We start from the raw sequence: 26279 nt of genomic DNA on the forward strand, positions 1-26279 counted from the left end.
CGATAGATGTCTGTTAATTATGACTGACGCCGCCTAGGCTGTGCGCATGCATTCACCACTTCAAAGGAGAACGTCATGCCTTTTACCCGCATCGCTTTGCGCGCCGGTAAACCCGTCGAATACCGCAAGGCGCTCACGGAGAGCATCCAGCGCGCGCTCGTCGCTACCTTCAACGTGCCGAAGGACGACATCTTCATGCTGATCACCGAGCACGAGGCTGGCAATTTTGTGTATGACAACCAGTATCTGGACGTCCAGCGGACAGATGACCTCGTGATGATCCAGATCACCGTGAGCAACACCCGTACGATCGAGCAGAAGAAGGCGCTCTATCAGCGCATGGTGGGCGAGTTGCACGAGTCGCCGGGCTTGCGGCGAGAGGACGTGCTGATCAACCTTGTCGAAGTGCTGAAGGAGAACTGGTCGTTCGGCAATGGGATTGCGCAGTACGCGGTTTAAGCGGCGAGACTTCTATCCTCCAGTCGCGGCGCCGCCGAGGGGATCCCCTGCTCGCGGCCCGCGGGCCGGTCGCTATAATGGTTCGCTCTCCTTGATCATTCATTAGCCGAGCGCGCCAGCCATGGCATCAGACCGCAACGATTCTTCGCACGAGCCGCTGGAAATCGGCGGGTCCGTCTGGTTCCAGGCGGGCGCCAATACGCTTGGCGGCGCGTCGCGGATCGCGCTGCTCGCGGCCATCGGCGAGACGGGTTCCATCACCAGCGCAGCCAAAGCGGTCGGCATGAGCTACAAGGGCGCGTGGGACGCGGTGGACGCCATGAACAATCTCGCCGGCGAGCCGCTCGTCGTGCGGCTGACCGGCGGCAAGGGCGGCGGCGGCACCACGCTGACGCCGCGCGCGCTCAAGCTGATCGAGACGTTTCGCGCTGTGGAGCGCGAGCATCGGCGCTTTCTGGAGCGTGCGGGCGCGGCCATCGAGGGTTTCGCGACCGACTGGGATCTGATCGGCCGCATCGGCGTCAAGACGAGCGCGCGCAATCAGCTCTACGGCACCGTCTCGCAGATCACGCGCGGCACCGTCAACGACGAAGTGTCGCTGACTCTGCCAGGCGGACAGACAATCGTCGCGGTCCTCACGCACGAAAGCACGGAGGCGCTCGGCCTCGCCGTGGGCGCGGCGGCGTTCGCGTTGATCAAGGCGTCGTGGGTCGTGCTCCTGGTTGCGGATGAAAGCGGCGCGCCGCTCAAACTGTCGGCGCGTAATCAGCTGCGCGGCGCTGTGCAAAGCGTGAAGCGCGGCGCGGTCAATGCCGAGGTGTCGCTTGCGCTGGAAGGCGGCGCGGTGATCACCGCCGTCATCACCAACCAGAGCGCCGATGCGCTCGGTCTTGCCGAAGGCGCCAGCGCTGTCGCGGCTTTCAAGGCATCAAGCGTGATACTTGGTGTGAAGGACTGAAGGACTGAAGGACTGAAAGCGCGAAAGCGCGAACGCGTCAGGCGTGAAGTCCCAAAACCGCGGCAACGCACCTGCTCAAATCAAGTCTCGCTGCGCAAATAGCCGCTGAACGCCTGATGCTCGCGAACCCGACCGTCACTGATCTGCACGACCTGATCGCCGAAGGCCGCAACGTCGTCGGGATCGTGCGTGATCAAAACCATCGGAATATCAAGCCGGGTTTGCAGCTCGGACAGTTCCACCCGCATGCGCTGGCGCAAGCTGCTGTCCAACGCGGAAAACGGCTCGTCCAGCAACAGCAGTTGCGGTTTGGCCACCAGCGCGCGCGCCAGCGCCACACGCTGCTTCTGCCCACCGGAAAGCTGCGCGGGATAATTGCTCGCGACATTGCGCAGCTCCAGCGCGCTGAGCCAGTAATCGACCTGCGCGGAACTGCTGCGCGCACGCGGATTGAGCCAGCCGCGCTGCAAGCCGAAGCCGATGTTTTGCCGCACGTTCAGGTGTGGAAAGAGCGCGTAGTCCTGGAACAGATACGCGACCTGGCGCGCCTGCGGCTTCAGATCGATATTGCGCACGCTGTCGAAGAGCGCATTGCCGTGCAGCGCGATGGAGCCTTCGTCGGGACGCAGCAGGCCGGCAATCGCCTGCAGCGTCAGACTCTTTCCCGCGCCCGACGGACCGAACAGGACCACGCGTTGCGTGGTCGCATTGAAGGCGACGTCGAGCGTGAAGCGGCGCTCGGCGGTCTCGAACGTTTTGCGGATGTCGACGTTAAGCGGCATGTCAGCGGGACACCAGAAGCGTGCGTTGCGGCACGAGCCGGCCAGCGAGCAGCAGAATGACAACGCATGTCACCGAAGTCACGATTACGAGGAAGTTCGCGGTGTTGTCGTCGCCGGCTTGCACGGCTGCATAGACGGCCACCGAGAGCGTCTGCGTGCGGCCCGGTAAATTGCCGGCGATCATCAGCGTGGCGCCGAATTCGCCGAGCGCCCGCGCAAACGCCAGCAGACCGCCCGCGAGAATGCCGCGCGCGGCGAGCGGCAGGCTCACGCGAAAGAAAACCGCCGTCTCGCTGACGCCGAGCGTGCGCGCGGCGCGCTCGAGCTGCGGGTCGACGGCTTCGAAGGCGGCCCGGGCGGACTTCAGCACCAGCGGAAAAGCGACCACCGTCGACGCGATCACGGCCCCTTGCCAGGTGAACACCAGTTGAATGTCGAAGCGGTCGAGCCAGGCGCCGATCACGCCACGTCGTCCGAGCAGGACCAGCAGGTAGTAACCGAGCACCGTAGGCGGCATCACGAGCGGCAGCGTCAGCAATGAATCGACGACGTCGCGTGCGCCCGAGCGCCAGCGCGACAGGCCGAAACCGGCCGCGACGCCAAACACCAGATTGAGCGCGGTCGCCCAGCCCGCCACCTTCAGTGACAGCATCAGCGGAATCCAGGCCTGTTGCATGATCTTGCGCGGTCCGTGCCGTTGCGAGGGCTCAATGCGCCGGCTTGAAGCCGTACTTCGCGAGCACCGCCTGACCGGCCGGCGACAGCACGAAGTCGACGAATGCCTGCGCTTCGGCCGCGTGACGGCTGCCTTCCACTTGGGCGATTGGATAAGTAATCGGTGTTTGCGTCGGTACGCTGAGCGCAACTTTCACCTTGCCGGGCAAGATCGCGGCGTCCGTGCCGAACACAAAACCGGCGTCCACTTCGCCGCGCGACACATAGTCGAGACTTTGCCGCACGTTCGCGGCGAGTACCGCTTTCGCGCTGACGGCATCCCACACGCCCGCGGCTTGCAGCGCGCCTTGCGTATAGCGGCCGACCGGCACGGAGGCCGGATCGCCGTAGGCAATCCGTTTCACGTTCGACGACGTCAGTTCGGTGAGGCTCGACGGCGCAAAACGGCTGTCCGCCGGCACGATCAGCACCAGCGAATTGGCGGCGAAATCCTTGCGCGTGGCCGGCGCGATGACCTTTTCGGCTACGGCCTTGTCCATCGCCTTCTGATCTGCGGAGGCGAACACGTCGGCGGGTGCGCCTTTGGCGATCTGCTGCATCAAGACGTCCGACGCGCCGAAGTTCAGCAGCACCTTCGTGCCGGCGTGCTGTTTCTCGAACGCTTCGCTCACTGCCTTGAATGCATTGGTCAGGCTCGCGGCGGCCGAGACTACCAGCTCGTCGGCGCGTGCCTGGGCGCTAAAGGCAATGGAAATCGCGCTGGCGACCAACAGCGCTTGTTTCGGCAGACGGCGGGACGGTGTCATGAACGTGTGGAAATCCGGCGCGTGCCGGAGCAGTGGTTAAAAACGCATATCGTAATATACACGAGGTAATAGCGCTGGCATGACGGACATTACGCCGGTCAAACACGGCAGCCAGCCGGACGGGGGGAAGGTTCAGGCGTGAAGGGAAGCGGGCGGTGCTAGGGCGTTGCGCGGCTGCGCGACAGGCGCCGCGGCGGGCGGGGCGCTGCGGATCGCCTTCCATTTCGCGCGAATGAACGGCCGGTCATGGCCGGAAACTTTCAGCGCGATGTGAGTGACCCAGCGCTGCGTCGGTACATGCACGCCGTGCATCAGTACCGCGAGCACCATTAGACTCACCGCGACGGGAAGGGCGGAAAGGCGCTCGGGTTGGGCCTTCCACGCCATCCGCACGAACAGCAGCGCGGCGAGGGCGCCGACCAGACAGCCGGTGACGGCTTCCGACGGCGAGTGCGCACTCAGCGCAACGCGCGACACGCCCACCGCCATGCCGGCCGCGAGGCCTAGCAGCACGCCCAGCACGCGCACGGCCGGATGCGTCCGCAGCAGCATGAGGAACAGCGCGACCGGATAGACCGCCGTAGACAGCATCGCGTGGCCGCTGACGCCCGTGAAATCGAGTTCGCGCACGCCGACGCCCCAGCCGAGGAACGCCAGCTTGGTCACGGTCACCACGCCGATCGCCGCGCCGAGCAGCAGCAGCCAGCCCGCCGCCATGCGCCACGTGTAGCCGACCGCAAGCCACAGGGCAATGGCGAACGCGAGCGGCAGCGTCATGCCGGCGCCGCCGAGGCTGGTGATGGAGTACCACAGGTGGTCGGACAATTCGGGCATCGGGGAAAGCGCTCAGGGCCGCATGGAATCGTTGATATCACACTGCAACGCGCGAGCGGGGCAAACCGCCGACGCGCTGGAATAACCGCCAGTATAGACGGCACCCGTCGGCGGCTCGCGCCGTGCAAAAAGCTTTTTGGTCCGGGGCGTTAGGTCGCCAACAAGGCGGCTTGGTTTGATGCCAACGAGGCGGCAAGGTTCGGCGTCCGCCAATGGGGGGCGGATTGACGCGTTCTGCATAGCATTGGGATTGATGTTATTGTGCATTGCACAAGAAGCAGCTTCGTTACCCACCAATCCTGCCCCTTTTTGCGAGGTTTGCGCCGATGGCAAAAAGTCTATCCAAAATCTGGCTTCGCGGTCTGAAGCGCCTGCTCGCCATTCAGACGGAGCACGCCCACAAGACCGCCAAGCGCGCCACCACGCGTCCGGCCCGCCCGGCGGCCAGCAAGCCGTCCACGAAAGTTCGTCCGGTGAAGTCTGCCGCGCTCCGTACCCCGGCCAAACGCGAGGCGCCGCGTCCGGCCGCGCGCGAATCGCGGGTGCGCCCGCGGGCGGCGGCGTGGGCGAGCGGCTCCTGGACGCGCTCGTTCCATTCGGCGCCCGCCGCGCCCGGGCGGCTCGTCAATCATCTTCACTATGCTCTGTATGTGCCTTCGGGACACGCGCTGGAAAGCATGCCTCTTGTCGTGATGCTGCACGGCTGCACCCAGTCCATCGACGAATTCGCACAAGGCACGCGGATGAACGTGCTCGCGGATCGCTACGGCTTTGCTGTCGTCTATCCGGAACAGTCGAAGCATGCGCATTCGCACCGCTGCTGGCATTGGTACGACTCGGGCGAGAGCGCGGGCGGTGCCGAGGCGCGCGCGGTGGCTTCGCTCGTCGATGCGCTCATCGCCCAACATGGTTTTGACGGCGAACGCGTGTATGTCGCCGGGATTTCGGCTGGCGCGGGGTTGACCGCGTTGCTGGCGCTGCATTATCCGGAGCGCTTTGCGGCGGTCGCGCTGCATTCCGGCCCGGCTTTCGGCGAAGCCCGTTCTGGCATCACGGCCATGGACGTGATGCGGCGCGGCGCGCGGCGCGATCCTGTCGAACTCGTCGACGAGGCGGTCCACGTTGCGCAGTATCCGGGCATGCCGGCGATCATCATTCACGGCGACGCCGATCATGTGGTCGCGCCGGTCAATGCGGACCAGCTCGCGACGCAGTTTCTGCGGCTCAACAGAATGATCGACCCCAAAGGCGCCCGCAAAGCCGGCGAATTGCGCGAAGAGCGCAAAGGCGGCGTGACGATGCGTGATTATTTCCGCGGCGGGCGGCGCGTGGTGCGCGTCTGCCGTGTGCAAGGACTCGCGCACGCGTGGGCCGGCGGCGACGACGCGGTGCCGTTCCATTCCGCAAAAGGCCCGGATGCGAGCGCGATGGTCTGGGAGTTCTTCAAGCATCAACGGCGGGTGGGCGCGGGCCTGCACGAAGATGTAGCGGCAGAAGCGGCTGCCCATGCGCGCTGAGGTTGCGGTGAACTCGCGGTGACATAACTGCAACACCTGGAAAATGAGTGCTGGCGCGTCACTAGGGTTTTCCCTATAATACGGGTTATCCCTTAGGCGTTAACGCCTGAACTTATTGCCGAGGTCTGATCATGTACCTGCTTACCCGCCTGTTCCTGTTTTTGACGAAGTCGCCCGAGCAACTCGCAAAAGAGCGCGCTGACGCGTTCCTCGCAGAAGCCACGGATCTGTACGACCTCGAATTCCGCATGCGCAAGCTGGATCGCGAAGCGAACTTCCGTCAGCCGTCGTGGATGAGCCAGCACTAAGCTGCGCGTAGATTGAAGCATCGGCGGTAGTGGAGAACGCCGGTGCGGGGCGAAGGCGTCTGTGCTTTTTCGCCCGGGCTCATATGCCGTTTTCCGTCGTTGCCTTCAGATATATGTGAGCGTGTGCTCACTTGCCGAATCGGGCTAGCGTCCGCGCCCTTGCTTGCGCGTGGTCCACAATCGGCGCCGGGTAGTCCCGGCCCAGCGCGACGCCGAATTCCGCCAGCCGTTCCGCGCCCGCCAACCACGGCGCGTGAATCCATTTCGCCGGCAGTCCCGCGAGTTGCGGCAAATAGCGTTTGATGAACCGCCCGTCGGCATCGAATCTTTCCGACTGCGTGACTGGATTGAAGATCCGGAAATAGGGCTGCGCATCGCATCCCGTCGACGCCGCCCACTGCCAGCCGCCGTTATTCGCCGCGAAGTCGTAGTCGTTCAGTTGCTCGGCGAAATAGCGTTCGCCCAGCCGCCAGTCGACGCCTAGATCCTTGACCAGAAAACTCGCCGCGACCATTCGTAAGCGGTTGTGCATGTAGCCGGTGCGATTCAGCTGAAGCATGGCCGCGTCGATCAGCGGGTAGCCCGTGCGGCCTTCGCACCAGGCGGCGAAGGCAGCGTCCGCCTGCGGACCTTGCTCCCAGCGCAGCTGGTCATATTCGGCCCTGAACGATGCGCCGCCCGCAAGCCTCGGGTGATGCGCGAGGATCATGAAGTAAAAGTCCCGCCACACCAGTTCCGAGAGCCACGTGGCCGCGCCCCGGCCATCCGGCTGCAGCGACATCTCATGAGCGAGCCGCGCGAGTGTGCGAATCGACACCGTGCCGAAGCGCAAATGCACCGACAGGTAACTAGGGCCCTTCACCGCCGGGAAATCGCGCCGTTCGGCGTAGCTGTCGATTCGCGAGAGGAAGTCGTCGAGCAGACGCTGGGCGCCGCTCATGCCTGCGGGCAATTCCAGATCCGCGAAATTGCCCGGCGCGAAGCCGAGTTGTTCGAGCGTCGGTAGCTGTCGATTGAGTCGAGGCGGCAAGGAGGCGAGGCGACTCGCATAAGTTTCGACTGGGTAAGGCTTCAGATCGAAGCCCGTCAACTGCCTGAGCCAAGCGTTCTTATACGGCGTGAAGACGGTGAACGGCTTGTTTTGGCCGGTCAACAGTTCCGCGCGCTCGAAAATTACCTGATCCTTGAAAGTCCGCAGGGCGCGTCCCGCATCTGCGAGATGCTCGCGCACCGCTTCGTCACGTTCGATCGCGGCGGGTTCGTAGTCGTGATTTGCAAACACTGCGTCGACCTGAAGCTCGCTGGCCAGTTTCGGCACGAGCTCCGTCGGGTCGCCGTATAACACGATGAGGCCGCCGCCTTGCCCGCGCAGCGCTTCGTCGAGTTCGCGCAGCGACGCAAGAATGAACTCGACGCGCCGGTCTTGCGCCCGCGTGCGCGGATGGCGCGCCTGCCATTTGTCGATGAGCGGCTGCAGGATCGTCGTATCGAACACGAACACGCACCAGACGCGCTCGCAATGTTTGAGCGCGTAGTACAGCGCCGCGTTGTCGGTATTGCGCAGGTCGCGGCGGAACCAGACGAGGCCGGTGTCGAAGGTATCGGTCGAATGTCGGACGCGTGTCATCGGCAAGTGGGGCGGTAAATGGCTGTGCGTCAGCCCTCGGCATCAAGGGCATAGGGCGCACCCGGGCAACAGAAAAGCGCCCGCCTTTGCTTGAAACAGCGGTCGACGGAAAGCCTTTTTCAGGCCGCCGGTGTGGTCGGCAGGTCGGGCGTCTGCGGCGTCTGCACGCCGTAGCAGCCGCGGTACGTCGCGTAGAACGAGCAATACAGCATGGTGGTGACGATCATCGTGGCGGGCATCAGCACGGCAAAGGCGAAGTCGCCGGCGCCGAGCGCCTGCATCAGCGCCGACAAGCCGAGCGATACCGTCATCGCCACGGCAAACCACAGCGCGCCGAACACGATGAACGCGCCGCGATTGCGCCAGCAACTCACGAGACTGAAGAACATCGCCTTGACGGGCGGCACGTCATGCCAGGCGGCAAGGATCGGCGAAAACCAGAACAGCATGGCAACCGGGACGTAGAACGCGAAAGCCGTCACCACGGCAAGCGGCATGTTGCTGTTGGCAACCGCCTCGGGATCCATGGGCCCGCCCGCGCCGAGCATCACCTTGAGCAACATGCCGCCGTCGGCGAGCGCGGAGCCCGCCAGCACCAGCGCCATCGCGATCACGTAGAACACGCCGAGCACGATCAGCCGGCGCGCGACCACCGGCCCGTAGGAACGAAAACCGTCCGCGAGGATGGTCGGGAACACCGGCTTGCCGGCGATCGTATCGCGGCACGCGGCCATGAAGCCGACGGCGACGCCCGGAATGAACGCGAGCGGCAGGACGCTGCCGATCAGCGGGATTTGCGCGACCAGCGTCATCACCAGCAGGTAGGTGAAGAACAGCGTCAGGAACGCGAGCGGATTCTTGCGGAACAGCCAGATGCCTTGCCGGAACCAGACATAGCCGGCTTTCGCGGGGACTTCGATCAGTTGCATGAGGTATGAATGCCTGGAAGTGCTACGCCGGACAGGCGCTCGCGCAGAATGCGCTCGAAATGGCCGGGATCGTGCGGTTTGAGCAGCTCAGCCGCGCGCGGCAGATGAAAATCATACAGCCGCGAAACCCAGAAACGGTATGCGCCCGCCCGCAGCATATCGCCCCAATGGCGATTTTCCTCGACGGTGAAAGGACGCACGGTCTGATAAGCGCGGAGCATCGCCTCTGTGCGCGCCTGATCGAGCTTGCCGGTCGCGAGGTCCACGCACCAGTCGTTGACGGTCACCGCGACGTCGAACAGCCACTTGTCGCAGCCGGCGAAGTAAAAGTCGAAGAAACCGCCGAGCCGCACTTCGTGGCCGGTCTCGGGCGCGGCGTGCGCGAACATCGCGTTGTCGCGGAACAGATCGGCGTGGCACGGGCCTGCGGGCAGCGCGGCGTAATCCGCAGATGCGAAGAACGCCTCCTGGTATGCAAGTTCCGACGACAGCAGCTCGCGCTGCTCGCCTTCTAGAAACGGCAGAATGGTCGGCACCGTCTCCTTCCACCAAGGCAGGCTGCGCAGATTCGGCTGATAACCGGTGTAATCGCGCCCGGCCAGATGCATGCGCGCGAGCATCTGTCCGACTTCGACGCAGTGCTCGACGCCCGGCGCGAGTTCCGGCGCACCTTCCAGTTTCGTCACAATAGCCGCGGGTTTGCCGAGCAGGATGCCGAATAGCGAGCCGTCCTCGCGCGGCATGGGGTCCGGCACAGGCACGCGGTGCGCCGCCAGATGCCGCATCAGATTCAGATAGAACGGTAGTTGCTCCGCTGTGAGCTTTTCGAAAATGGTGAGGACGTATTCGCCGCGCGTCGTCGTCAGAAAAAAATTGCTGTTTTCGATGCCGGAGGTAATGCCGCGAAATTCGACGACCTCGCCGAGATCGTAATGGCGCATCCAGTCTGCGAGTTGGGATTCGGTAACAGCGGTGAAGACAGCCATGCGGAAAAGTCGGATCAGGTTCGTCGGGCTGGCGCGGTGCGGCCAGCAGCATGCGTGCGGTGGCCAAGGCAGCGGCGAACCCGCGAACAGGCGGGTCCGCAAACGGCAGCGGGATTCACGGCAACAGCGGTGTTGAAACGGTTACAGCGGCTAGCCCCGCGACGCTATATGCGGGAATGCGTTGACGAAAGCGGCGGGACGTTTGCCCGCCATGCATCAATAGCGAAGATTCACCGACGGCAAACGCGTGCTCGCGCGGCCGTTGTCGCGCACGGTTGGCGACGTGTCGAGCGGCGCGCTCATCTGATAGCGCGTGCCAAGGTTCGAACGCACGTTGATTTCGACGGGCTTGCCTTTGTCGCGGTATTCGGTGATTTCAGTGCCGTTTGGGCTGCGCTCATGAAAGCTCGGCGTGCGCGGAACGTTGATTTCGACCTTCGAGCTGACCTGTGCGGCCGGCCGGTTGATTTTCTCCAGGTCGGGCAGTCCGGCGCGTTCGTTGGCGGACTGCGGTGCGCCCGGGGGCGGCGTGTCGTCGACAGGCTGGGCAGCCATCGCGGCGTTGCCAAAGGCAAGGGCCAGTGCAACGGCGACGGGAAGGAGCGGCTTCATGATGATTCTCCGGAATGGTGCCCCGATTCTAGCAAATCCAGCCTCTGCCACGGGCGCGATCCCCTTATTTTGCGCCGCTTTCGCGCGACGCGTCCGCTATCGTGCGAGCGCCGCGCCGGCGCATGCCGCGCGCGCGGCAAGGTCATTTGGCTATCACGGCTTCCGTGGTAATGTCGTCTCATTAATAGAGGCGAACGAAGATGAACAACGATACCAATCAACGCGCGGTGCAAACTCCCGCCAACAGCTTCCCGACCGAATCCTTCGACGACGCCGCCGAAGCTGTCACCCGCTTGTCGGCGATTTACGAAGCGAACACCTCTTTTTTGCGCGACGCCTTCGCGCGCTATCGCCGCAACGAACTGTTCGAGCGGCGTGTGCGCGCGTGCTACCCGTTCGTGCGTATCTGCACCGAAGTGAACACGCATATCGATTCGCGCCGCTCGTATGGTTTTGTCGCGGGGCCCGGCGTGTTCGAGACCACGGTCACGCGGCCCGATCTGTTCGGCAACTACTATCGCGAGCAGTTGCGGCTGCTTGCGAAGAACCATCACGTCAAGATCGAAGTTGGCGTTTCCACCCATCCGATTCCAATTCACTTCGCGTTTGCCGAGGGCATTCACCTCGAGGGCGATCTGGATCGCGAGCGCCTTTTCCTCATGCGCGACGTGTTCGACACGCCGGACCTCGCGCTGCTCGACGACCGCATCGTCAACGGCACGTATGAGCCGCTGCCTGGCGAGCCGCATCCGCTTGCGTTGTTCACGGCGGCGCGCGTGGATTTTTCGCTGCATCGGCTGAAGCACTACACGGCGACCTCGCCGACGCATTGCCAGAACTACGTGCTGTACACGAACTACCAGTTCTATATCGACGAGTTCGTCAAACTCGGCCGCACCATGATGGCCCATACCGACGACGAGGAACTGCGCGCCTATCGCAGCGAGTACACGTCGTTTGTCGAACCCGGCGACGTGGTCACCTACAACGAGAATCTCGGCGAGCAGGCGCAGGAAGGCACCGCGCCGCCGCGCCTGCCGCAGATGCCCGCATATCACCTGAAGCGCGCGGACGGCAGCGGCATCACGATGATCAACATCGGCGTGGGGCCTTCTAACGCGAAGACCATTACCGATCACATCGCCGTGCTGCGTCCGCATGCGTGGATCATGCTCGGTCACTGCGCGGGCCTGCGCAATACGCAGCGCCTCGGCGACTATGTGCTCGCCCACGGCTATGTGCGCGAGGATCACGTGCTCGATGCGGATTTGCCGCTGTGGGTGCCGATTCCGGCGCTCGCCGAAGTGCAGGTCGCACTTGAGCGTGCAGTTGCGCAGGTCACGCAACTGGACGGCGTCGAACTGAAACGCGTGATGCGCACGGGCACCGTGGCGAGTGTCGACAACCGCAACTGGGAGTTGCGCGATCATCGCGAACCGGTGCAACGGCTGTCGCAAAGCCGCGCCATTGCGCTCGACATGGAAAGCGCGACCATCGCCGCGAATGGATTCCGCTTCCGTGTGCCGTACGGCACCTTGCTTTGCGTGTCCGACAAACCGCTGCACGGCGAATTGAAACTGCCCGGCATGGCCGATCAGTTTTATCGCGCGCAGGTGGATCAGCATCTGCAGATCGGCGTGAAAGCAATGGAGCTTTTGCGCGAGAACGGGCTGCATCGTTTGCATAGCCGCAAGCTGCGCAGTTTCGCCGAGGTGGCGTTTCAGTAAGCCGGCGGTCTCGGGAGCGCGCGGTGTTAGCGCCGCGCGCGGTCGCGAACGCGTTCGTCACGAGCCCGTGACCGCGCTCGCAAACAGCGGTCCGACTACTGCCCGAAACCAGTCAGCCCGATGAGGCTGCCGGCGGCCAGCAACCACAGCGGATGAATGCGCGTCTTCAACGCAATCACTGTTGTGAACGCGGTGATCGCCCATGCAATCGCCGTGGAATCCGACGCTTGCGCAATCAGTGCCGCGCTTGCTGCGACAATGCCGGCCGTCACCGGCACGAGTCCCAATTGCGCGTAGCGCCGCCACGGCCGGTCTTTGAAGCGGTCCCACGCGTGCAGCGCGAGTATCGTCACGATCGACGACGGTCCGAACTTCGCGATCGACGTCACGAGCATGCCCGGCCAACCGGCCACGTGCCATCCGATCAGCGTCACGATCATCAGGTTCGGTCCCGGGGCGGCTTGCGCGAGCGCGAAGAGAGCGCTGAACTCGCTGGCCGGCATCCAGTGATGCACTTCGACCACCTGACGCTGCATCTCCGGAAGAATCGTGTTGCCGCCGCCGAAGGCGAGCAGCGAGAGCTGGCTGAAAATGATGGCGAGAGAAACGAGCGTGTCGTTCATTGTGCGTTCCTCGATGCAAGGTAGATGCTGAGCGGCGTCAGTACCAGCATGGTGGGCAACAGCGGCAGCCGCAGGATCGCGATCGCGACGAAGCCGAGTGCGGCGATGAGCGCGGCCATGGGTTTATTGCGCAGCGGCAGCACGATCTTCACCGCCATCGAAATCAGAAGGCCCGCTGCGGCGGCCGCAAGCCCCGCGAACAGATGACGCACGTGCGGGTCGTCTTGCGTGCGCTCGTACAGCACGCCAAGTCCGATAACCACAAGCGAGGGCCCCGCGATCAAGCCGAGCAAGCCGGCAAGCGCCCCTGGAACGCCGCGAAAACGCATGCCGACGGCTACCGAAAGATTGATCACATTGCCGCCTGGCAGGAATTGGCAAAGGCCGAGCAGATCGGTGAAATCTTCGGCGCTCAGCCAGCGGCGCTGCTCGACGAGCGCGCGGCGCGCGAGGGGCAATGCACCGCCGAAAGAGATAAGGCCGAGCCCGAGAAAGCCGCCAAAAATTTCCCGCAATGTGGGCTTTGGAGCCGCCGCGGAGTTCAATGAGGTGAGGTCGTGGTCCATATGCTTCGCTTCCAGTTCAAGCTCAGGAGGTTAGCGCCGAACTGGCCCGCGGCAAAACGATTTTTGCGCCCGGCTTTGTGATCTACAATCACAAGCATGGCTCGCAATCTTCCTCCATTTCCCGCGCTGCGCGCCTTTGAAGCCGCGGCGCGTCATGAGAGTTTCACCGCTGCTGCGAACGAGCTGCATGTGACCCACGGTGCAATCAGCCGGCAGGTGGCGGCGTTCGAATCGTGGCTCGGCGTGCAGGTGTTCCAGCGTCACGGCAAGCGCGTACGGCTGACGGCCGACGGCCGCCGTTATCTATCCACGGTGCAGGCAGCGTTCGACAGCATCGCCCACGCCACGGATCAACTGCGCGACTCCGGCGTCGTGCACGTGCTGCGCGTGAATGCGCTGCCCACCTTCGCGATGAAGTGGCTGCTGCCGCGCCTGCATCAGTTTCAGCGCAAGGTGCCCAACGTCGAGTTGCGGCTCGCCACGTCGAATGCGCCCGTCGAGACATTGGACAGTTTCGACGTCGCCGTGCGGCGCGGTCCAGCACACTGGCCGAACTATGTGAGCGGCCATTTCCTCGGCGAAAGCGAGGTGCCGGTGTGCAGTCCCGCGTTGCTGCAGCGCTCGCCGATCAGAAGCGCGGACGATCTCGCGCGGCATGTGCTGCTGCATTCCGATACGCGGCCCGAAGCGTGGAGCAACTGGTTATCGGCGGCGGGCGTGACAACGAAATGCCGCAAAAAGCAGTCGTTCGATCACTTCTATCTGGCCTTGCAGGCCGCCGTGGATGGACTCGGCGTGGCGCTCGGCCCGTTGCCGTTAGTCGCTGATGAACTCGCGTCAGGCCGGCTCGTCATGCCGCTTGCGGGGCCGCGTCTCGACGCGCGCGGCTATTGGTGGGTTGCACGCCGCGAGGTGGCGAATGCGCCGCTCGTCGCGCAATTCTGCGAATGGCTGCAAGCGCAAGGCGATCAGCGCGACGAGGTGCAAACACAAGCACGAGCGCAAGCGCCGCCATAAACGCAAACGGGCAGCACACAGGCTGCCCGCTTCGCATCAAGATTCCGCGCGTGCGTCCGTGCGCGCGAAAGCGAAAGGCGTATGAGCCCGGACGTTACAGATAGAACATCCGGTCTTCTTCCGATTTGGTCGGCTGCGGCTCCGCGCCCTCACGGTCTTCGTAGAACTTGAGCACCGCTTCGAGCACCTGGTCCGGATCGTCGATCACCTGCATCAGGTCGATGTCCGTCGGATTGATGAGACCCATGGGCGTAAGCGAATTCTTGAACCACGCAAGCAGACCTTCCCAGAACTCTCCGCCAACCAGAATAATGGGCACGTGGCGGGACTTCTTGGTCTGAATGAGCGTGAGCACTTCCGCGAGTTCGTCGAGCGTGCCGAAACCGCCCGGCATGACGATCACCGCGTCGGAGTTCTTGACGAACGTGACCTTGCGCGTGAAGAAATGCCGGAAGCGCAGCGAGATATCTTGCCACTGATTGCCGGATTGCTCGTGAGGCAATTCGATATTCAGTCCGACAGAAGGCGCCTTGCCTGCATGCGCGCCTTTATTGGCGGCTTCCATGATGCCGGGGCCGCCGCCGGAGATTACAGCGAAGCCCGCATCCGAGAGTTTGCGCGCGATCTGCGTGGCCAGTTTGTAATACGGCGAATTCGGTTTGAGACGCGCTGAACCGTAGATGCTGACAGCCGGGCGAATCTCCGAGAGGTACTCGGTCGCCTCGATAAACTCTGCCATAATCGTGAACATCTGCCACGATGCGCGGGCCTTTTTTGCCGTTGCGCGCTCTTGATCTGCGAGTGATCGCAGACTCGGAATCACTTTTCTCTTAGTCATAATGCCTGAAGAACGAAGCCTTGAAGGTAAGACCCTGCTATTGGTCGACGGTTCGAGTTATCTGTACCGGGCCTACCATGCGATGCCTGATCTGCGCGGGCCCGATGGTGGTCCCACAGGTGCGCTCTACGGGATGATCAACATGCTGCGGCGCATGCGCAAGGAAGTCACAGCAGAGTATAGCGCGTGCGTGTTCGACGCCAAGGGCAAAACGTTTCGCGATGACTGGTATCCCGAGTACAAGGCGAATCGTCCTTCCATGCCGGATGATCTCTCGCGGCAGATCGAACCGATTCATGTGGCTGTGCGCGCGCTCGGCTGGCCGCTTCTGATGATCGACGGCGTGGAAGCCGACGACGTAATCGGCACGCTCAGCACCGAGGCGGAAAAGCGTGGCATGAACGTGATCGTGTCGACTGGGGACAAGGATCTGGCGCAGCTCGTGTCGGATCATGTCACCCTCATCAATACGATGACCAACGAAAAACTCGACCGTGCCGGCGTGCTTGCCAAGTTCGGCGTGCCGCCCGAGCGCATTGTCGACTACCTGTCGTTGATCGGCGATACCGTCGACAACGTACCGGGCGTCGAAAAATGCGGGCCGAAAACCGCGCTCAAATGGCTCACGCAATATGAGTCGCTGGATGGCATCGTCGCACATGCAGACGAGATCAAAGGTGCGGTAGGAGACAATCTGCGACGCGCGCTTGATTTCCTGCCGATGGCGCGCAAGCTGGTCACGGTAGAACGCAATTGCGATCTGACCGAGCACATCGCCTCGATAGAGGAAAATTTGCAGAGCCGCCCGGAATCGCGGGAAGAACTGCGCGACGTGTTCACGCGCCACGGCTTCAAGACGTGGCTGCGCGAGGTCGAAATTGCCGACGCGGTGGAAGGTCCGGAAACCGACGTGCCGCCGGCACTCACCGTCGATCACGAACGCCACTACGAAACCGTGCAGACGTGGGAGCAATTCGACGCGTGGCTGCAAAGAGTCAACGCGGCAGAGCTGACTTCGTTCGACACCGAAACCACTTCGCTCGATCCGATGACCGCCCAAATCGTGGGTTTGTCGTTCTCCGTTGAAGCGGGGCACGCCGCTTACGTGCCGGTCGCACATCGCGGCCCGGACGCGCCTGCGCAATTGCCGCGCGAAGAAGTGCTCGCGAAGCTCAAGCCGTGGCTCGAAAGTGCGGAGCACAAGAAGGTCGGTCAGCATCTGAAGTACGACGAGCAGGTGCTCGCGAACTACGGCATCGAAATGCGCGGCGTCGAACACGACACGTTGCTGCAGTCCTATGTGCTGGAATCGCATCGTCCGCATGACATGGACAACCTCGCGTTGCGCCATCTGGGCATCAAGACGATCAAGTATGAAGATGTGGCGGGCAAGGGCGCGCAGCAAATCGGCTTCGACGAAGTCGCGCTCGAGAAAGCCGCCGAATACGCAGCGGAAGACGCCGACATCACGTTGCGTCTGCATCAAACGCTGTACCCGCAGCTTGCTGCGGAGAAGACGCTCGAGCATGTCTACCGTGACATTGAAGTGCCCACGTCGCGCGTGTTGCGCAAGATGGAGCGCACTGGCGTTTTGATCGACGCGGAAAAACTGCGTGTGCAAAGCAGTGAAATTGCCGCGCGGCTCATCGAACTGGAAAGCGAAGCGTATGTGCTTGCGGGCGGCGAATTCAATCTCGGCTCGCCGAAACAGATCGGCCAGATTTTCTTCGAGCGGCTCGAGTTGCCGGTGGTGAAAAAGACGCCGAGCGGCGCGCCTTCCACCGACGAAGAAGTGCTGCAAAAACTCGCCGAAGATTACCCGCTGCCCAAAATCCTGCTGGAACATCGCGGCCTGTCGAAGCTCAAGTCCACATACACCGACAAGCTGCCGCGCATGGTCAACGCAAGCACCGGCCGCGTGCACACGAACTATGCGCAGGCCGTCGCGGTCACCGGGCGTCTTGCCTCGAACGATCCGAATTTGCAGAACATTCCTGTGCGCACCGGCGAGGGTCGCCGCATTCGCGAGGCCTTCATTGCGCCGCCCGGTCACAAGCTGGTCTCCGCGGATTACTCGCAAATCGAATTGCGCATCATGGCGCATATTTCCGGCGACGAATCGTTGCTGCGCGCATTTTCGCAAGGTGAAGACATTCACCGCGCAACCGCTGCGGAAATTTTCAGCGTGACGCCGCTCGAGGTATCGAACGATCAGCGGCGCGTGGCAAAGGTCATCAACTTCGGGCTGATTTATGGCATGAGCTCGTTCGGCCTTGCGTCGAACCTGGGCATTACGCGCGATGCGGCCAAGCTTTATATCGACCGCTATTTCGCGCGCTATCCAGGTGTCGCCCGCTACATGGACGAGACGCGTTTGAGCGGGAAAGCCAAAGGTTACGTCGAAACGGTGTTCGGCCGCCGGCTGTGGCTGCCCGAAATCAACGGCGGCAACGGTCCGCGCCGCCAGGCCGCGGAGCGCGCGGCCATCAACGCGCCGATGCAGGGCACGGCTGCCGACCTCATCAAGCTCTCCATGATCGCGGTGCAGAAATGGATTGAAGAATCGAACATCGGCACGCGCATGATCATGCAGGTGCATGACGAACTGATTCTCGAAGTACCCGACGAAGAACTGCCCGAGGTCCGCAAGCGTCTGCCCGAACTGATGTGCGGTGTCGCCGCGCTCAAAGTGCCGCTCGTCGCCGAAGTCGGCGCGGGGCTCAATTGGGAAGAAGCGCATTGACCGCCGTGTGACGGCGCGCGATATCGTCGTGTGCATGTCACACATGCGTTCTGGCGGCTTGTGACAAAGCGTGCCGCTCGCGGACAATCGGTAAAAACACACGCGCTCGCGCGTGCTTACGACGCACAACCCATCGGCAAACACGGAGAGTTCAATGCATCGTTTTATCGTCGTCGGCGGAGGCGCGGGGGGGCTGGAGCTGGCAACCCGGCTGGGTGATCGCTATGGTCACAAGAGCCGGGGCGCAACGCGTGCGCAGGTCACGCTCGTCGACCGGAATCCGACTCACATCTGGAAGCCCTTGTTGCACGAAGTGGCGGCCGGCAGCATGGACCCGTTCACGCAGGAGCTCGAATACGCGGCCCAGGCGCGCTGGCACGGCTTCGAGTTTCAACAGGGCGAACTCACGGGTCTTGATCGTGCGAACAGGCGCCTCACGCTTGGTGCCGTCATGGACGACGACGGCGCCGAACTGCTGCCCGTGCGTGTGCTCGAGTACGACACGCTGATCATTGCGATCGGCAGTACGACGGCATTCTTCGGCGTGAAAGGCGCGCCGGAATTCTCCCTTGCACTCGACACCGTCAGCCAGGCCGAGCGTTTTCGCAAGCGCCTGATCGCGGCTTGCATGCGGGCCGAGCATCAGGCGCACGAGCCGGTCGAGTCGGGGTCGGGCACGTCGCCTTCCTCCGAGCCGCGCATTCAGGTGGCGATTGTCGGCGGCGGCGCGACGGGCGTCGAGCTCTCGGCGGAATTGCGCAATACGGCGCAGGTGTTGTCCGCGTATGGTTTGCATAAGCTCGATCCGCGGCATGACGTGGGCATTGTGCTGATCGAAGCGGGGCCGCGCATTCTGCCGGCTTTGCAGGAGCGCGTGTCGACGGCAACGGCCGAGCTGCTCACCAAGCTCGGTGTGAAGCTGATGACGAGCGAAACAGTGGCCGAAGTCGCGCCAGGGATCATCCGCACGGCGAGCGGCAAGACCGTGCGCGCCGATCTGACCGTGTGGGCAGCGGGCATCCGGGCGCCGGCTATCCTGAGCGAACTGGACGGCCTGCCGGTCAACCGGCTCGGCCAACTCAACGTGCGCCGCACGCTGCAAACGGAAATCGACGACAACGTGTTCGCGCTCGGCGATTGCGCTGCCTGCCCGTGGCCGGGCAACGAGAAGAACGTGCCGCCGCGCGCGCAGGCCGCCCATCAGCAGGCCAGTTTTCTGCTGAAGGCGCTCGCGGCGCGGCTCGAAAACCGGCCGCTGCCGGAATTCACCTATCGCGACTTCGGCTCGCTCGTGTCGCTCGGACACTTCAGCGCGGTCGGCAATCTGATGGGCGGGGTGATCGGCGGCAATATGCTGATCGAGGGCCTCTTCGCGCGGTTCATGTATATGTCGCTGTACCGGCTGCATATCGCCGCGCTGCATGGCTATGCGCGGATGGTGCTCGACACTTTCGCGCACTGGCTGCGGCGCACTACGTTGCCGCGCGTCAAGCTGCACTGACCGCGCCCCGGCTCGCCCGCCCGCATCTGCAACAGGACGCGCCCGAGGCGTATCCTGTTGCCTCCACCGTTCATGAGGAGCGCCCGTATGTTGAACCCCGATGTCGACAGCCTGGTCCCGCACGTTCCCTTTAATCGACGCACCTTTATCAAGGCCGCGCTCGGCACCGGCTTTGCGGCTGCCGTGCTGCCGGTGTCGGCGCAAACCATCCATACGGATAGCGAAGGTCTCGAGGCCGGCGAGATCGCGGTGCGCTCGGGCGGCACGCTGGTGCCCGCCTATCGCGCGCAGCCGAAGGGCAAGACGCATTTGCCGGTGATCATCGTGATTCATGAGGCGTTCGGCGTTCACGAGCATATCGCCGATGTTTGCCGGCGCTTCGCCAAGCTCGGCTATCTCGCCATCGCGCCGGATCTGTTCGTTCGCGAGGGTGACCCGATGGCGCTTCCCACCATCCAGCAGATCAGCCAGCAGATCTTGAGCAAGGTGCCAGACGAGCAGGCGTTGGCCGACCTCGACGCGACCGTCGCGTGGGCCGGCGAACACGGCGGCGATCTGAAGCGTCTGGGCGTAACCGGTTTTTGCTGGGGCGGCCGCATCGCCTGGCTGTACGCCGAACATGAGCCCCGGCTGAAGGCAGCGGTTGCATGGTATGGGCGCGTGGTCGGCGACCGCACGGCCACCAACCCGGCTAATCCGCTCGACCGCGTGGCGGAGCTTCGCGCGCCAGTGCTCGGTTTGTACGGCTTGCAGGACCAGAGCATCCCGCAGGAATCGCTCGAACAGATGAAGCAGGCCATTGCGCAAGGGCCGCAGGTCGCACGCGGTTCGCAATTCGTCGTGTACAACGATGCGGGCCATGCGTTCTTTGCCGACTACCGGCCGAGCTACAAGAAGGCCGATGCCGAGGACGGCTGGCGTCGCACGCTCGCCTGGTTCAAGCAGCACGGAGTGGCTTGAGGCTTCGCGGCGGGTTGCCCGGATCCGCTGCGTTGGCTGTACGAAAAAGGCCGTTGCCGCTTCCAGAAGCGACAACGGCCTTTCTTACTTTTTTGCGAATGCCGCGTATTGCTCTAGGGATTCGGCCCGGTCGCGATGGGGCGCTTCGGGTCCGAACTCCACTCGCTCCACGAGCCCGCGTAGAGCGCCGCGCCGTGCAGGCCGGCCACTTCCATTGCCAGCGCGTTCACACAGGCCGTCACGCCCGAGCCGCATTGCAGAACGACATGTTCGGGCGGCGTGTCGCCGAGCAGCGCATGGAATTCGTCGCGCAGTGTATGGGCTGGCTTGAAGCGGCCGTCGTCGGTGAGGTTGTCCTTGAAGAAGCGGTTGAGCGCGCCCGGAATATGGCCGCCGACCCGGTCCAACGTTTCGTTTTCGCCGCGATAGCGGTCGGCCGCGCGCGCGTCGACGACCACGCGTTCCTTGGAGCCGAGATTGCGCTCGAGCATCTGCGCGTCCACGGTAACCGAAAGCGGCGCGCCGGCTTTGAAGTCGCCGGTGTTTTGCGGCGGCACGTCTTGCGTGAGCGGCTGGTGCGCGGCTTGCCACGCCTGAAGTCCGCCGTCGAGCAGTGCGACCGCGTCGTGTCCTAGCCAGCGCAGCAGCCACCAGGCGCGCGCGGCATACATGCCGCCTTGCGCGTCATAGGCGACGACCTGCTGGCCTTGCTTCAGCCCGCGCGACTCCAGCGTTTCGACAAGCCGCGCACGATCCGGCAATGGATGGCGCCCGTTCGTGCCGTTCTTCGGCCCCGACAGATCGCGGTCGAGATGCAGATAATGCGCGCCGGGCACATGTCCGGCGAGATATGCCTTTTCGCCAGCTTCCGGGTCTGCCAGATCAAAGCGGCAGTCGATAACGAACACGCTGCCCGGCGCATCGGCGAGCCGTTCCGCGAGGTTCGTCGCGGAGATCAAAGTGGTGTAGTGAGTGTGGGGCATGACGTCTCCTCGATGCAGGCGATGGCGGCTCCGTTGCCGGCGGCCTCATGACGCGACCGGATGGCCGGGCTACCTCGTTAGTCTAAACAAAAAAGACGGGCCGAAGCCCGTCTTTCTATGTTGACGCCCATGCTTGGCGCCATGCGACCCAGGTCGGGCAGAGGCCCGCAAGTCAGATGGTGCCGAGCTCGCGCCGCAGGAACTCGTGGAAGTGCTGCATGCCGTCTTCCATTGGGCTCTGGTACGGACCCACCTGCGATTCGCCGCGTTCCATCAGCGCGCGGCGGCCTGCGTCCATGCGCTCTGCGATTTCGTCGTCTTCGCGAGCCGTTTCCATATAGGCGGCGCGCTCGGCTTCGACGAACTCGCGCTCGAACAGCGCGATTTCCTCAGGGTAATAGAACTCGACGACGTTGGTGGTTTTCTGCGGGCCGCGCGGAATCAGCCATGACACGACCAGCACGTGCGGGTACCACTCGATCATGATGCCCGGGTAGTACACCATCCAGATGGCGCCGAACTCGGGCGGATTGCCGCCGCGAAAACGCAGCACTTCGTCGTGCCATTTGCGGTACGTGGGGCTGCCCGGCTGCTCGAGGTCCTTGTGCACGCCGACGGTTTGCACGCTGTACCACTCGCCGAACTCCCACGTGAGGTCGTCGCAATTGACGAAGCTGCCGAGACCCGGATGGAACGGCGCAACGTGATAGTCCTCCAGATAGACCTCGATGAAGGTCTTCCAGTTGTAGTTGCACTCGTGCACCTCGACGTGATCGAACATGAAGCCCGAGAAGTCGAAGTGTTGCTTTGTGCCGAGTTTGGCCAGATCGCGCGCGACGTTGCGGCCTTGCGCCTCGAACAGCAACCCCTGCCAGTTCTGCAGCGCGGTGGCGCCGAGATTCAGGCACGGGTTGTCCGCAAAATGCGGAGCGCCGAGCAGTTCGCCTTTGAGGTCGTACGTCCAGCGGTGCAGCGGACACACGATGTTCTCCGTCTGGCCGCGGCCATTCAGCATGATTGCCTGACGGTGGCGGCACACGTTGGACAGCAGTTCCACCTGCGATTGCTGGTTGCGAACGAGCACACGCCCCTCGCGTTCGCTCGGCAAGGCAAAATAATTCCCCACCTCAGGCACCATGAGATCGTGCCCGACGTAACGGGGACCTTTCTTGAAAAGGGTTTCGATTTCGCGCGTTAGAAGCGCGTCGTCAAAGTAAGCCGTGACTGGCAGTTGGCTGTGAACAGACCGCAACTGCAATGCATTGCTCAGATTGGACATTCCCACTCCCGATGAAGACGTGAAAGCAGTGAACAACCCAACCATCGAAGATTCGATTTAGGGAGCCCGAGATTATACCTGTTTCCCCCTCCTTGGGACAGTTAAGTCACTGATTTGGGTCAAAAATCACGGGAAAGTTCGGTCTTTTAGGCACAGACCAATGGATTTTTTTCTGCGAGACTGACAGGGCGGCGCAGGCCGGCCGGTGGCCCGAAGGAGGGCTGGCAGATCGGATTTGTCGCTTTTGCCGTAGAATGTCCGACTTGTTTTAATTTTTGCGACTATTCATGGCGAAGACCGCGTCGAACGATACCGCTGCGGCGCCGGCCGAGGGCGTCGACAACACGCCGCTGCCCGAGAATTACGAGGCGGCACAGGCGGAACTCGAGGGCCTCGTTGCGCGCATGGAAAGCGGCAATTTGAGCCTCGAAGAGTCGCTCTCGGCCTATCGGCGCGGCGCGGCTCTGGTGGCGTTTTGCCAGCAGCAGCTCGAGAAGGTCGAGCAGCAGGTGCGCGTGCTGGACGGCGAGACGCTCAAGCCATTGCCCGTGAATACAGCAGGAACAGCCGCTACTGAAAGCGGGGACGACCTATGACATTCGAACAATGGACGCGCTCGGTACTGGAGCGCGTCGAAGCGGCACTCGAACACTATCTGCCGGCTGAGACCACGGAGCCCGCGAAGCTCCACGAGGCCATGCGCTACGCGGTGCTGGGCGGCGGCAAGCGGGTCCGCCCGCTCTTGTGCCACGCGGCCGGCGAACTGACCGGCGCGCGCGCCGAGTGCCTCGACGCGGCAGCGGCGGCACTGGAAATGATCCACGTGTATTCGCTCGTGCACGACGACATGCCTTGCATGGACGACGACGCACTGCGTCGCGGTAAGCCCACGGTACACGTCAAGTATGACGAAGCCACGGCGCTGCTGGTCGGCGACGCCTTGCAATCGCAGGCGTTCGTCTCGTTGACGTCTGATGTTCTCGCGCCCGCGCAGCAGGCCGCGCTGGTCCGCGAGCTGGCGCTGGCGAGCGGGTCCATCGGCATGTGCGGCGGGCAGGCCATCGACCTTGCGAGCGTCGGTCACACCCTCACGCGCGCGCAGCTCGAAACCATGCACCGCATGAAGACCGGCGCGTTGCTGCGCGCCGCGGTGCGCGTGGGGGCGCTGGCAGGCGAGGCGCCCGACGAAAACGCCATGCGTTCGCTCGACGCCTACTCGGCCGCGGTCGGCCTCGCGTTTCAGGTCGTCGACGATATTCTCGACGTCACGACCGACTCCGCGACGCTCGGCAAGACAGCAGGTAAAGACGCGAAGGACGGCAAGCCGACCTACGTGTCGATTATTGGGCTCGACGCATCGCGCGCGCTCGCCGCGCAGTTGCGCAGCGACGCACACGCAGCGCTGGCGCCGTTCGGCGCGCGCGCGCAGCGTCTTGCCGAATTGGCCGACCTGGTGGTGAACCGGGTCAGCTGAACGCGAAAGCCCGCCGCCGCGCACCGTCCCCACAAGGTGCATGTATGAAGTGCGGGCGCGTAAGTTTTCCTACAATGGAACGACGATGTACGACTTGCTGAAAACCATCGACGACCCGGCAGCTCTGCGCCGCCTCGATCGCCGCCAACTGCAACCGCTTGCCGACGAGTTGCGCGCCTTTGTGCTCGACAGCGTGTCGCAGACGGGCGGCCATCTTTCGTCCAACCTCGGCACGGTCGAGTTGACCATTGCTCTGCATTATGTGTTCGACACGCCGCACGACCGCATCGTGTGGGACGTCGGCCATCAGACGTATCCGCACAAAATCCTGACGGGTCGCCGCGACAAGATGCACACGCTCCGACAGTTGGGCGGCATCTCGGGTTTCCCCAAACGCGACGAGTCGGAATACGACACCTTCGGCACCGCGCATTCGAGTACGTCGATTTCGGCGGCGCTCGGCATGGCTATCGCAAGCAAGCTGCAGGGCGACAACCGCATGGGCATCGCGGTGATCGGTGACGGCGCAATGACGGCGGGCATGGCCTTCGAGGCAATGAACAACGCCGGCGTCGAAGACGACGTGCCGCTGCTCGTCATCCTGAACGACAACGACATGTCGATTTCGCCGCCGGTCGGCGCGCTGAACCGCCATCTCGCGCGTCTGATGTCCGGCCGCTTCTACGCTGCCGCGCGCGCGGGCGTGGAGCGCGTGCTGCGCGTTGCGCCGCCCATGCTCGATCTGGCGCGCAAGCTCGAAGAGCACGCGAAGGGCATGATCGTGCCGGCTACGCTGTTCGAGGAATTCGGCTTCAACTACATCGGCCCGATCGACGGCCACGACCTCGATTCGCTGATTCCCACGCTGCAAAACATCAAGGAACTGCGCGGTCCGCAATTCCTGCACGTGGTGACGAAGAAGGGCCAGGGCTACAAGCTCGCCGAGGCCGATCCGGTGCTGTATCACGGCCCCGGCAAGTTCAATCCGGCCGAAGGCATCAAGCCGGCGGTCTCGCCGTCGAAGAAAACCTACACGCAAGTGTTCGGCGAGTGGCTGTGCGACGCCGCCGAACTCGACCCGCGCGTGATCGGCATCACGCCGGCCATGCGTGAAGGCTCGGGCATGGTGGAGTTCGAGAAGCGCTTTCCGGACCGCTACTTCGACGTCGGCATTGCCGAGCAGCACGCGGTCACGTTCGCCGGCGGCCTCGCCGCCGAGGGCATGAAGCCGGTCGTCGCGATCTACTCGACGTTCCTCCAACGCGCCTACGACCAGCTGATTCACGACGTCGCGCTGCAGAATCTGCCGGTGGTGTTCGCCATCGACCGCGCGGGTCTCGTCGGCGCGGACGGTGCGACGCACGCGGGCGCTTACGATCTCGCGTTCATGCGCTGCATCCCGAACATGATGGTGATGGTCGCGTCGGACGAAAACGAATGCCGGCAAATGTTGTACACGGCGTTGCAGCAGTCGTGTCCGACGGCGGTTCGCTATCCGCGCGGCGCCGGCGCCGGCGTGGCAACGGTCAAGCAGATGGCCGCGCTGCCGGTCGGCAAGGGCGAAGTGCGTCGCGAAACCTCGCAACCGGCGGGCAAACGCATTGCGATCCTCGCGTTCGGCACGATGGTCGCGCCGTCCCTCGCGGCTGCCGAGCAGCTCGATGCGACGGTGGCCAACATGCGTTTCGTGAAGCCGCTCGACGCCGACCTCGTGCGTCGGCTGGCGGAAACGCACGACGCCATAGTCACCGTCGAAGAAGGCTGCGTGATGGGCGGCGCAGGCTCCGCATGCGTCGAAGCCCTGCTCGAGAGTGGGGTTATGCGGCCCATACTACAATTGGGCCTTCCTGACCGCTTCATCGATCACGGAGATCCGGCCAAGCTGCTCGCCGCATGCGGGCTGGACGCCGCGGGCATCGCCAAGTCGATTAGCGAGCGCTTTGTGTCGAGCGGCGCGCTCGGCGCCCAGTCGTCGGTCAAGCGGGTCGCTTGAGCAGGGCGCTTGATTGTGGCGTCTAACTGGGTTGTCTGACTGCGGCGGTTGGCCAGGTCAGTTTGACAACCCGGTTAGCTCA

Annotated in this window: 25 protein-coding genes; 12 read left to right on the top strand and 13 right to left on the bottom strand. The window is 63.5% G+C overall.

What is annotated here, in order from left to right; all coding sequences use genetic code 11:
* The first annotated feature begins 75 nt into the window (after window positions 1-75).
* A complete protein-coding gene (locus tag A3AC_RS0124005) occupies window positions 76-459 on the top strand; it encodes a tautomerase family protein (RefSeq protein ID WP_025602011.1) in 384 nt (127 codons plus the stop codon).
* Window positions 460-580: 121 nt separating this feature from the next.
* Window positions 581-1417: a TOBE domain-containing protein gene (locus A3AC_RS0124010; protein WP_025602012.1), complete on the top strand. Its 837-nt coding sequence runs from the start codon at window positions 581-583 to the stop codon at window positions 1415-1417.
* 80 nt (window positions 1418-1497) lie between these two features.
* Here A3AC_RS0124010 and A3AC_RS0124015 read toward each other — a convergent pair whose 3' ends face one another.
* From A3AC_RS0124015 to A3AC_RS0124030, 4 genes are all read right to left on the bottom strand, one after another.
* The gene (locus tag A3AC_RS0124015; RefSeq protein ID WP_025602013.1) at window positions 1498-2199 is read right to left on the bottom strand and encodes a sulfate/molybdate ABC transporter ATP-binding protein; all 702 of its coding nucleotides are present in this window, start codon (window positions 2197-2199) and stop codon (window positions 1498-1500) included.
* Window position 2200: 1 nt separating this feature from the next.
* Window positions 2201-2875, bottom strand: coding sequence for a molybdate ABC transporter permease subunit (gene modB, locus A3AC_RS0124020; protein WP_025602014.1), 675 nt, complete (start codon window positions 2873-2875; stop codon window positions 2201-2203).
* A 31-nt stretch (window positions 2876-2906) separates the two neighbouring features.
* Window positions 2907-3680 (bottom strand): molybdate ABC transporter substrate-binding protein, encoded by a 774-nt coding sequence (modA, locus tag A3AC_RS0124025; protein WP_025602015.1) that lies wholly within the window; start codon window positions 3678-3680, stop codon window positions 2907-2909.
* Window positions 3681-3812: 132 nt separating this feature from the next.
* Window positions 3813-4514, bottom strand: coding sequence for a phosphatase PAP2 family protein (locus A3AC_RS0124030; RefSeq protein ID WP_025602016.1), 702 nt, complete (start codon window positions 4512-4514; stop codon window positions 3813-3815).
* Window positions 4515-4840: 326 nt separating this feature from the next.
* Between A3AC_RS0124030 and A3AC_RS0124035 the strand changes: the two genes are divergently transcribed.
* Together A3AC_RS0124035 and A3AC_RS30225 are read left to right on the top strand one after the other, a co-directional pair.
* Window positions 4841-6031 (top strand): extracellular catalytic domain type 1 short-chain-length polyhydroxyalkanoate depolymerase, encoded by a 1191-nt coding sequence (locus tag A3AC_RS0124035; RefSeq protein ID WP_025602017.1) that lies wholly within the window; start codon window positions 4841-4843, stop codon window positions 6029-6031.
* A 131-nt stretch (window positions 6032-6162) separates the two neighbouring features.
* Window positions 6163-6339 (top strand): DUF3563 family protein, encoded by a 177-nt coding sequence (locus tag A3AC_RS30225; protein ID WP_013342022.1) that lies wholly within the window; start codon window positions 6163-6165, stop codon window positions 6337-6339.
* A 127-nt stretch (window positions 6340-6466) separates the two neighbouring features.
* On the opposite strand, the gene A3AC_RS0124045 is transcribed toward A3AC_RS30225, so the two are convergent.
* From A3AC_RS0124045 to A3AC_RS0124060, 4 genes are all read right to left on the bottom strand, one after another.
* Window positions 6467-7966 (bottom strand): cryptochrome/photolyase family protein, encoded by a 1500-nt coding sequence (locus A3AC_RS0124045; protein ID WP_025602018.1) that lies wholly within the window; start codon window positions 7964-7966, stop codon window positions 6467-6469.
* A gap of 119 nt (window positions 7967-8085) precedes the next feature.
* Complete coding sequence (locus A3AC_RS0124050; RefSeq protein WP_025602019.1) at window positions 8086-8895, bottom strand: BPSS1780 family membrane protein; 810 nt, start codon at window positions 8893-8895, stop codon at window positions 8086-8088.
* Window positions 8886-9881: a homoserine kinase gene (locus tag A3AC_RS0124055; RefSeq protein ID WP_025602020.1), complete on the bottom strand. Its 996-nt coding sequence runs from the start codon at window positions 9879-9881 to the stop codon at window positions 8886-8888. Before A3AC_RS0124055 ends, A3AC_RS0124050 begins: the two co-directional genes overlap by 10 nt.
* Window positions 9882-10097: 216 nt before the next feature.
* On the bottom strand, window positions 10098-10493 hold the full coding sequence (locus A3AC_RS0124060) for a hypothetical protein (RefSeq protein ID WP_025602021.1): 396 nt from the start codon (window positions 10491-10493) through the stop codon (window positions 10098-10100).
* Window positions 10494-10693: 200 nt separating this feature from the next.
* On the opposite strand from A3AC_RS0124060, the gene A3AC_RS0124065 reads away from it, so the two are divergent.
* Window positions 10694-12220 (top strand): AMP nucleosidase, encoded by a 1527-nt coding sequence (locus tag A3AC_RS0124065; RefSeq protein ID WP_025602022.1) that lies wholly within the window; start codon window positions 10694-10696, stop codon window positions 12218-12220.
* A gap of 95 nt (window positions 12221-12315) precedes the next feature.
* Here A3AC_RS0124065 and A3AC_RS0124070 read toward each other — a convergent pair whose 3' ends face one another.
* Together A3AC_RS0124070 and A3AC_RS0124075 are read right to left on the bottom strand one after the other, a co-directional pair.
* On the bottom strand, window positions 12316-12843 hold the full coding sequence (locus tag A3AC_RS0124070) for a chromate transporter (protein ID WP_025602023.1): 528 nt from the start codon (window positions 12841-12843) through the stop codon (window positions 12316-12318).
* Window positions 12840-13409: a chromate transporter gene (locus A3AC_RS0124075; RefSeq protein WP_025602024.1), complete on the bottom strand. Its 570-nt coding sequence runs from the start codon at window positions 13407-13409 to the stop codon at window positions 12840-12842. Before A3AC_RS0124075 ends, A3AC_RS0124070 begins: the two co-directional genes overlap by 4 nt.
* A 96-nt stretch (window positions 13410-13505) precedes the next feature.
* Between A3AC_RS0124075 and A3AC_RS0124080 the strand changes: the two genes are divergently transcribed.
* Window positions 13506-14426, top strand: a complete 921-nt coding sequence (locus tag A3AC_RS0124080) for a transcriptional regulator GcvA (protein ID WP_025602025.1) — start codon at window positions 13506-13508, stop codon at window positions 14424-14426.
* A 94-nt stretch (window positions 14427-14520) separates the two neighbouring features.
* On the opposite strand, the gene A3AC_RS0124085 is transcribed toward A3AC_RS0124080, so the two are convergent.
* Window positions 14521-15264 carry a TIGR00730 family Rossman fold protein gene (locus A3AC_RS0124085; RefSeq protein WP_025602026.1) on the bottom strand — a complete coding sequence of 248 codons (744 nt, stop codon included), beginning with the start codon at window positions 15262-15264 and terminating at the stop codon, window positions 14521-14523.
* A gap of 1 nt (window position 15265) precedes the next feature.
* Between A3AC_RS0124085 and polA the strand changes: the two genes are divergently transcribed.
* The 3 genes from polA (at window position 15266) to A3AC_RS0124100 (ending at window position 20468) form a co-directional block, all read left to right on the top strand.
* Entirely contained in the window at window positions 15266-18007 is a 2742-nt protein-coding gene (gene polA, locus A3AC_RS0124090) for a DNA polymerase I (RefSeq protein ID WP_025602027.1), read from the top strand.
* 154 nt (window positions 18008-18161) lie between these two features.
* Entirely contained in the window at window positions 18162-19508 is a 1347-nt protein-coding gene (locus A3AC_RS0124095; RefSeq protein WP_025602028.1) for an NAD(P)/FAD-dependent oxidoreductase, read from the top strand.
* Window positions 19509-19595: 87 nt separating this feature from the next.
* The gene (locus A3AC_RS0124100; protein WP_025602029.1) at window positions 19596-20468 is read left to right on the top strand and encodes a dienelactone hydrolase family protein; all 873 of its coding nucleotides are present in this window, start codon (window positions 19596-19598) and stop codon (window positions 20466-20468) included.
* 113 nt (window positions 20469-20581) lie between these two features.
* Here A3AC_RS0124100 and A3AC_RS0124105 read toward each other — a convergent pair whose 3' ends face one another.
* Both A3AC_RS0124105 and A3AC_RS0124110 read right to left on the bottom strand, forming a co-directional pair.
* On the bottom strand, window positions 20582-21451 hold the full coding sequence (locus A3AC_RS0124105) for a sulfurtransferase (protein WP_025602030.1): 870 nt from the start codon (window positions 21449-21451) through the stop codon (window positions 20582-20584).
* Window positions 21452-21623: 172 nt separating this feature from the next.
* Window positions 21624-22730, bottom strand: coding sequence for an aromatic ring-hydroxylating oxygenase subunit alpha (locus A3AC_RS0124110; RefSeq protein WP_025602031.1), 1107 nt, complete (start codon window positions 22728-22730; stop codon window positions 21624-21626).
* Window positions 22731-23017: 287 nt separating this feature from the next.
* On the opposite strand from A3AC_RS0124110, the gene A3AC_RS0124115 reads away from it, so the two are divergent.
* The 3 genes from A3AC_RS0124115 (at window position 23018) to dxs (ending at window position 26197) form a co-directional block, all read left to right on the top strand.
* Complete coding sequence (locus tag A3AC_RS0124115; RefSeq protein ID WP_006047652.1) at window positions 23018-23326, top strand: exodeoxyribonuclease VII small subunit; 309 nt, start codon at window positions 23018-23020, stop codon at window positions 23324-23326.
* On the top strand, window positions 23323-24204 hold the full coding sequence (locus A3AC_RS0124120) for a polyprenyl synthetase family protein (RefSeq protein WP_025602032.1): 882 nt from the start codon (window positions 23323-23325) through the stop codon (window positions 24202-24204). The genes A3AC_RS0124115 and A3AC_RS0124120 overlap by 4 nt, the downstream gene beginning before the upstream one ends.
* An 85-nt stretch (window positions 24205-24289) precedes the next feature.
* Window positions 24290-26197 (top strand): 1-deoxy-D-xylulose-5-phosphate synthase, encoded by a 1908-nt coding sequence (dxs, locus tag A3AC_RS0124125; protein ID WP_025602033.1) that lies wholly within the window; start codon window positions 24290-24292, stop codon window positions 26195-26197.
* The last annotated feature ends 82 nt before the right edge of the window (window positions 26198-26279 follow it).

Source organism: Burkholderia sp. WSM2230, assembly GCF_000472445.1.
Classification (GTDB): domain Bacteria; phylum Pseudomonadota; class Gammaproteobacteria; order Burkholderiales; family Burkholderiaceae; genus Paraburkholderia.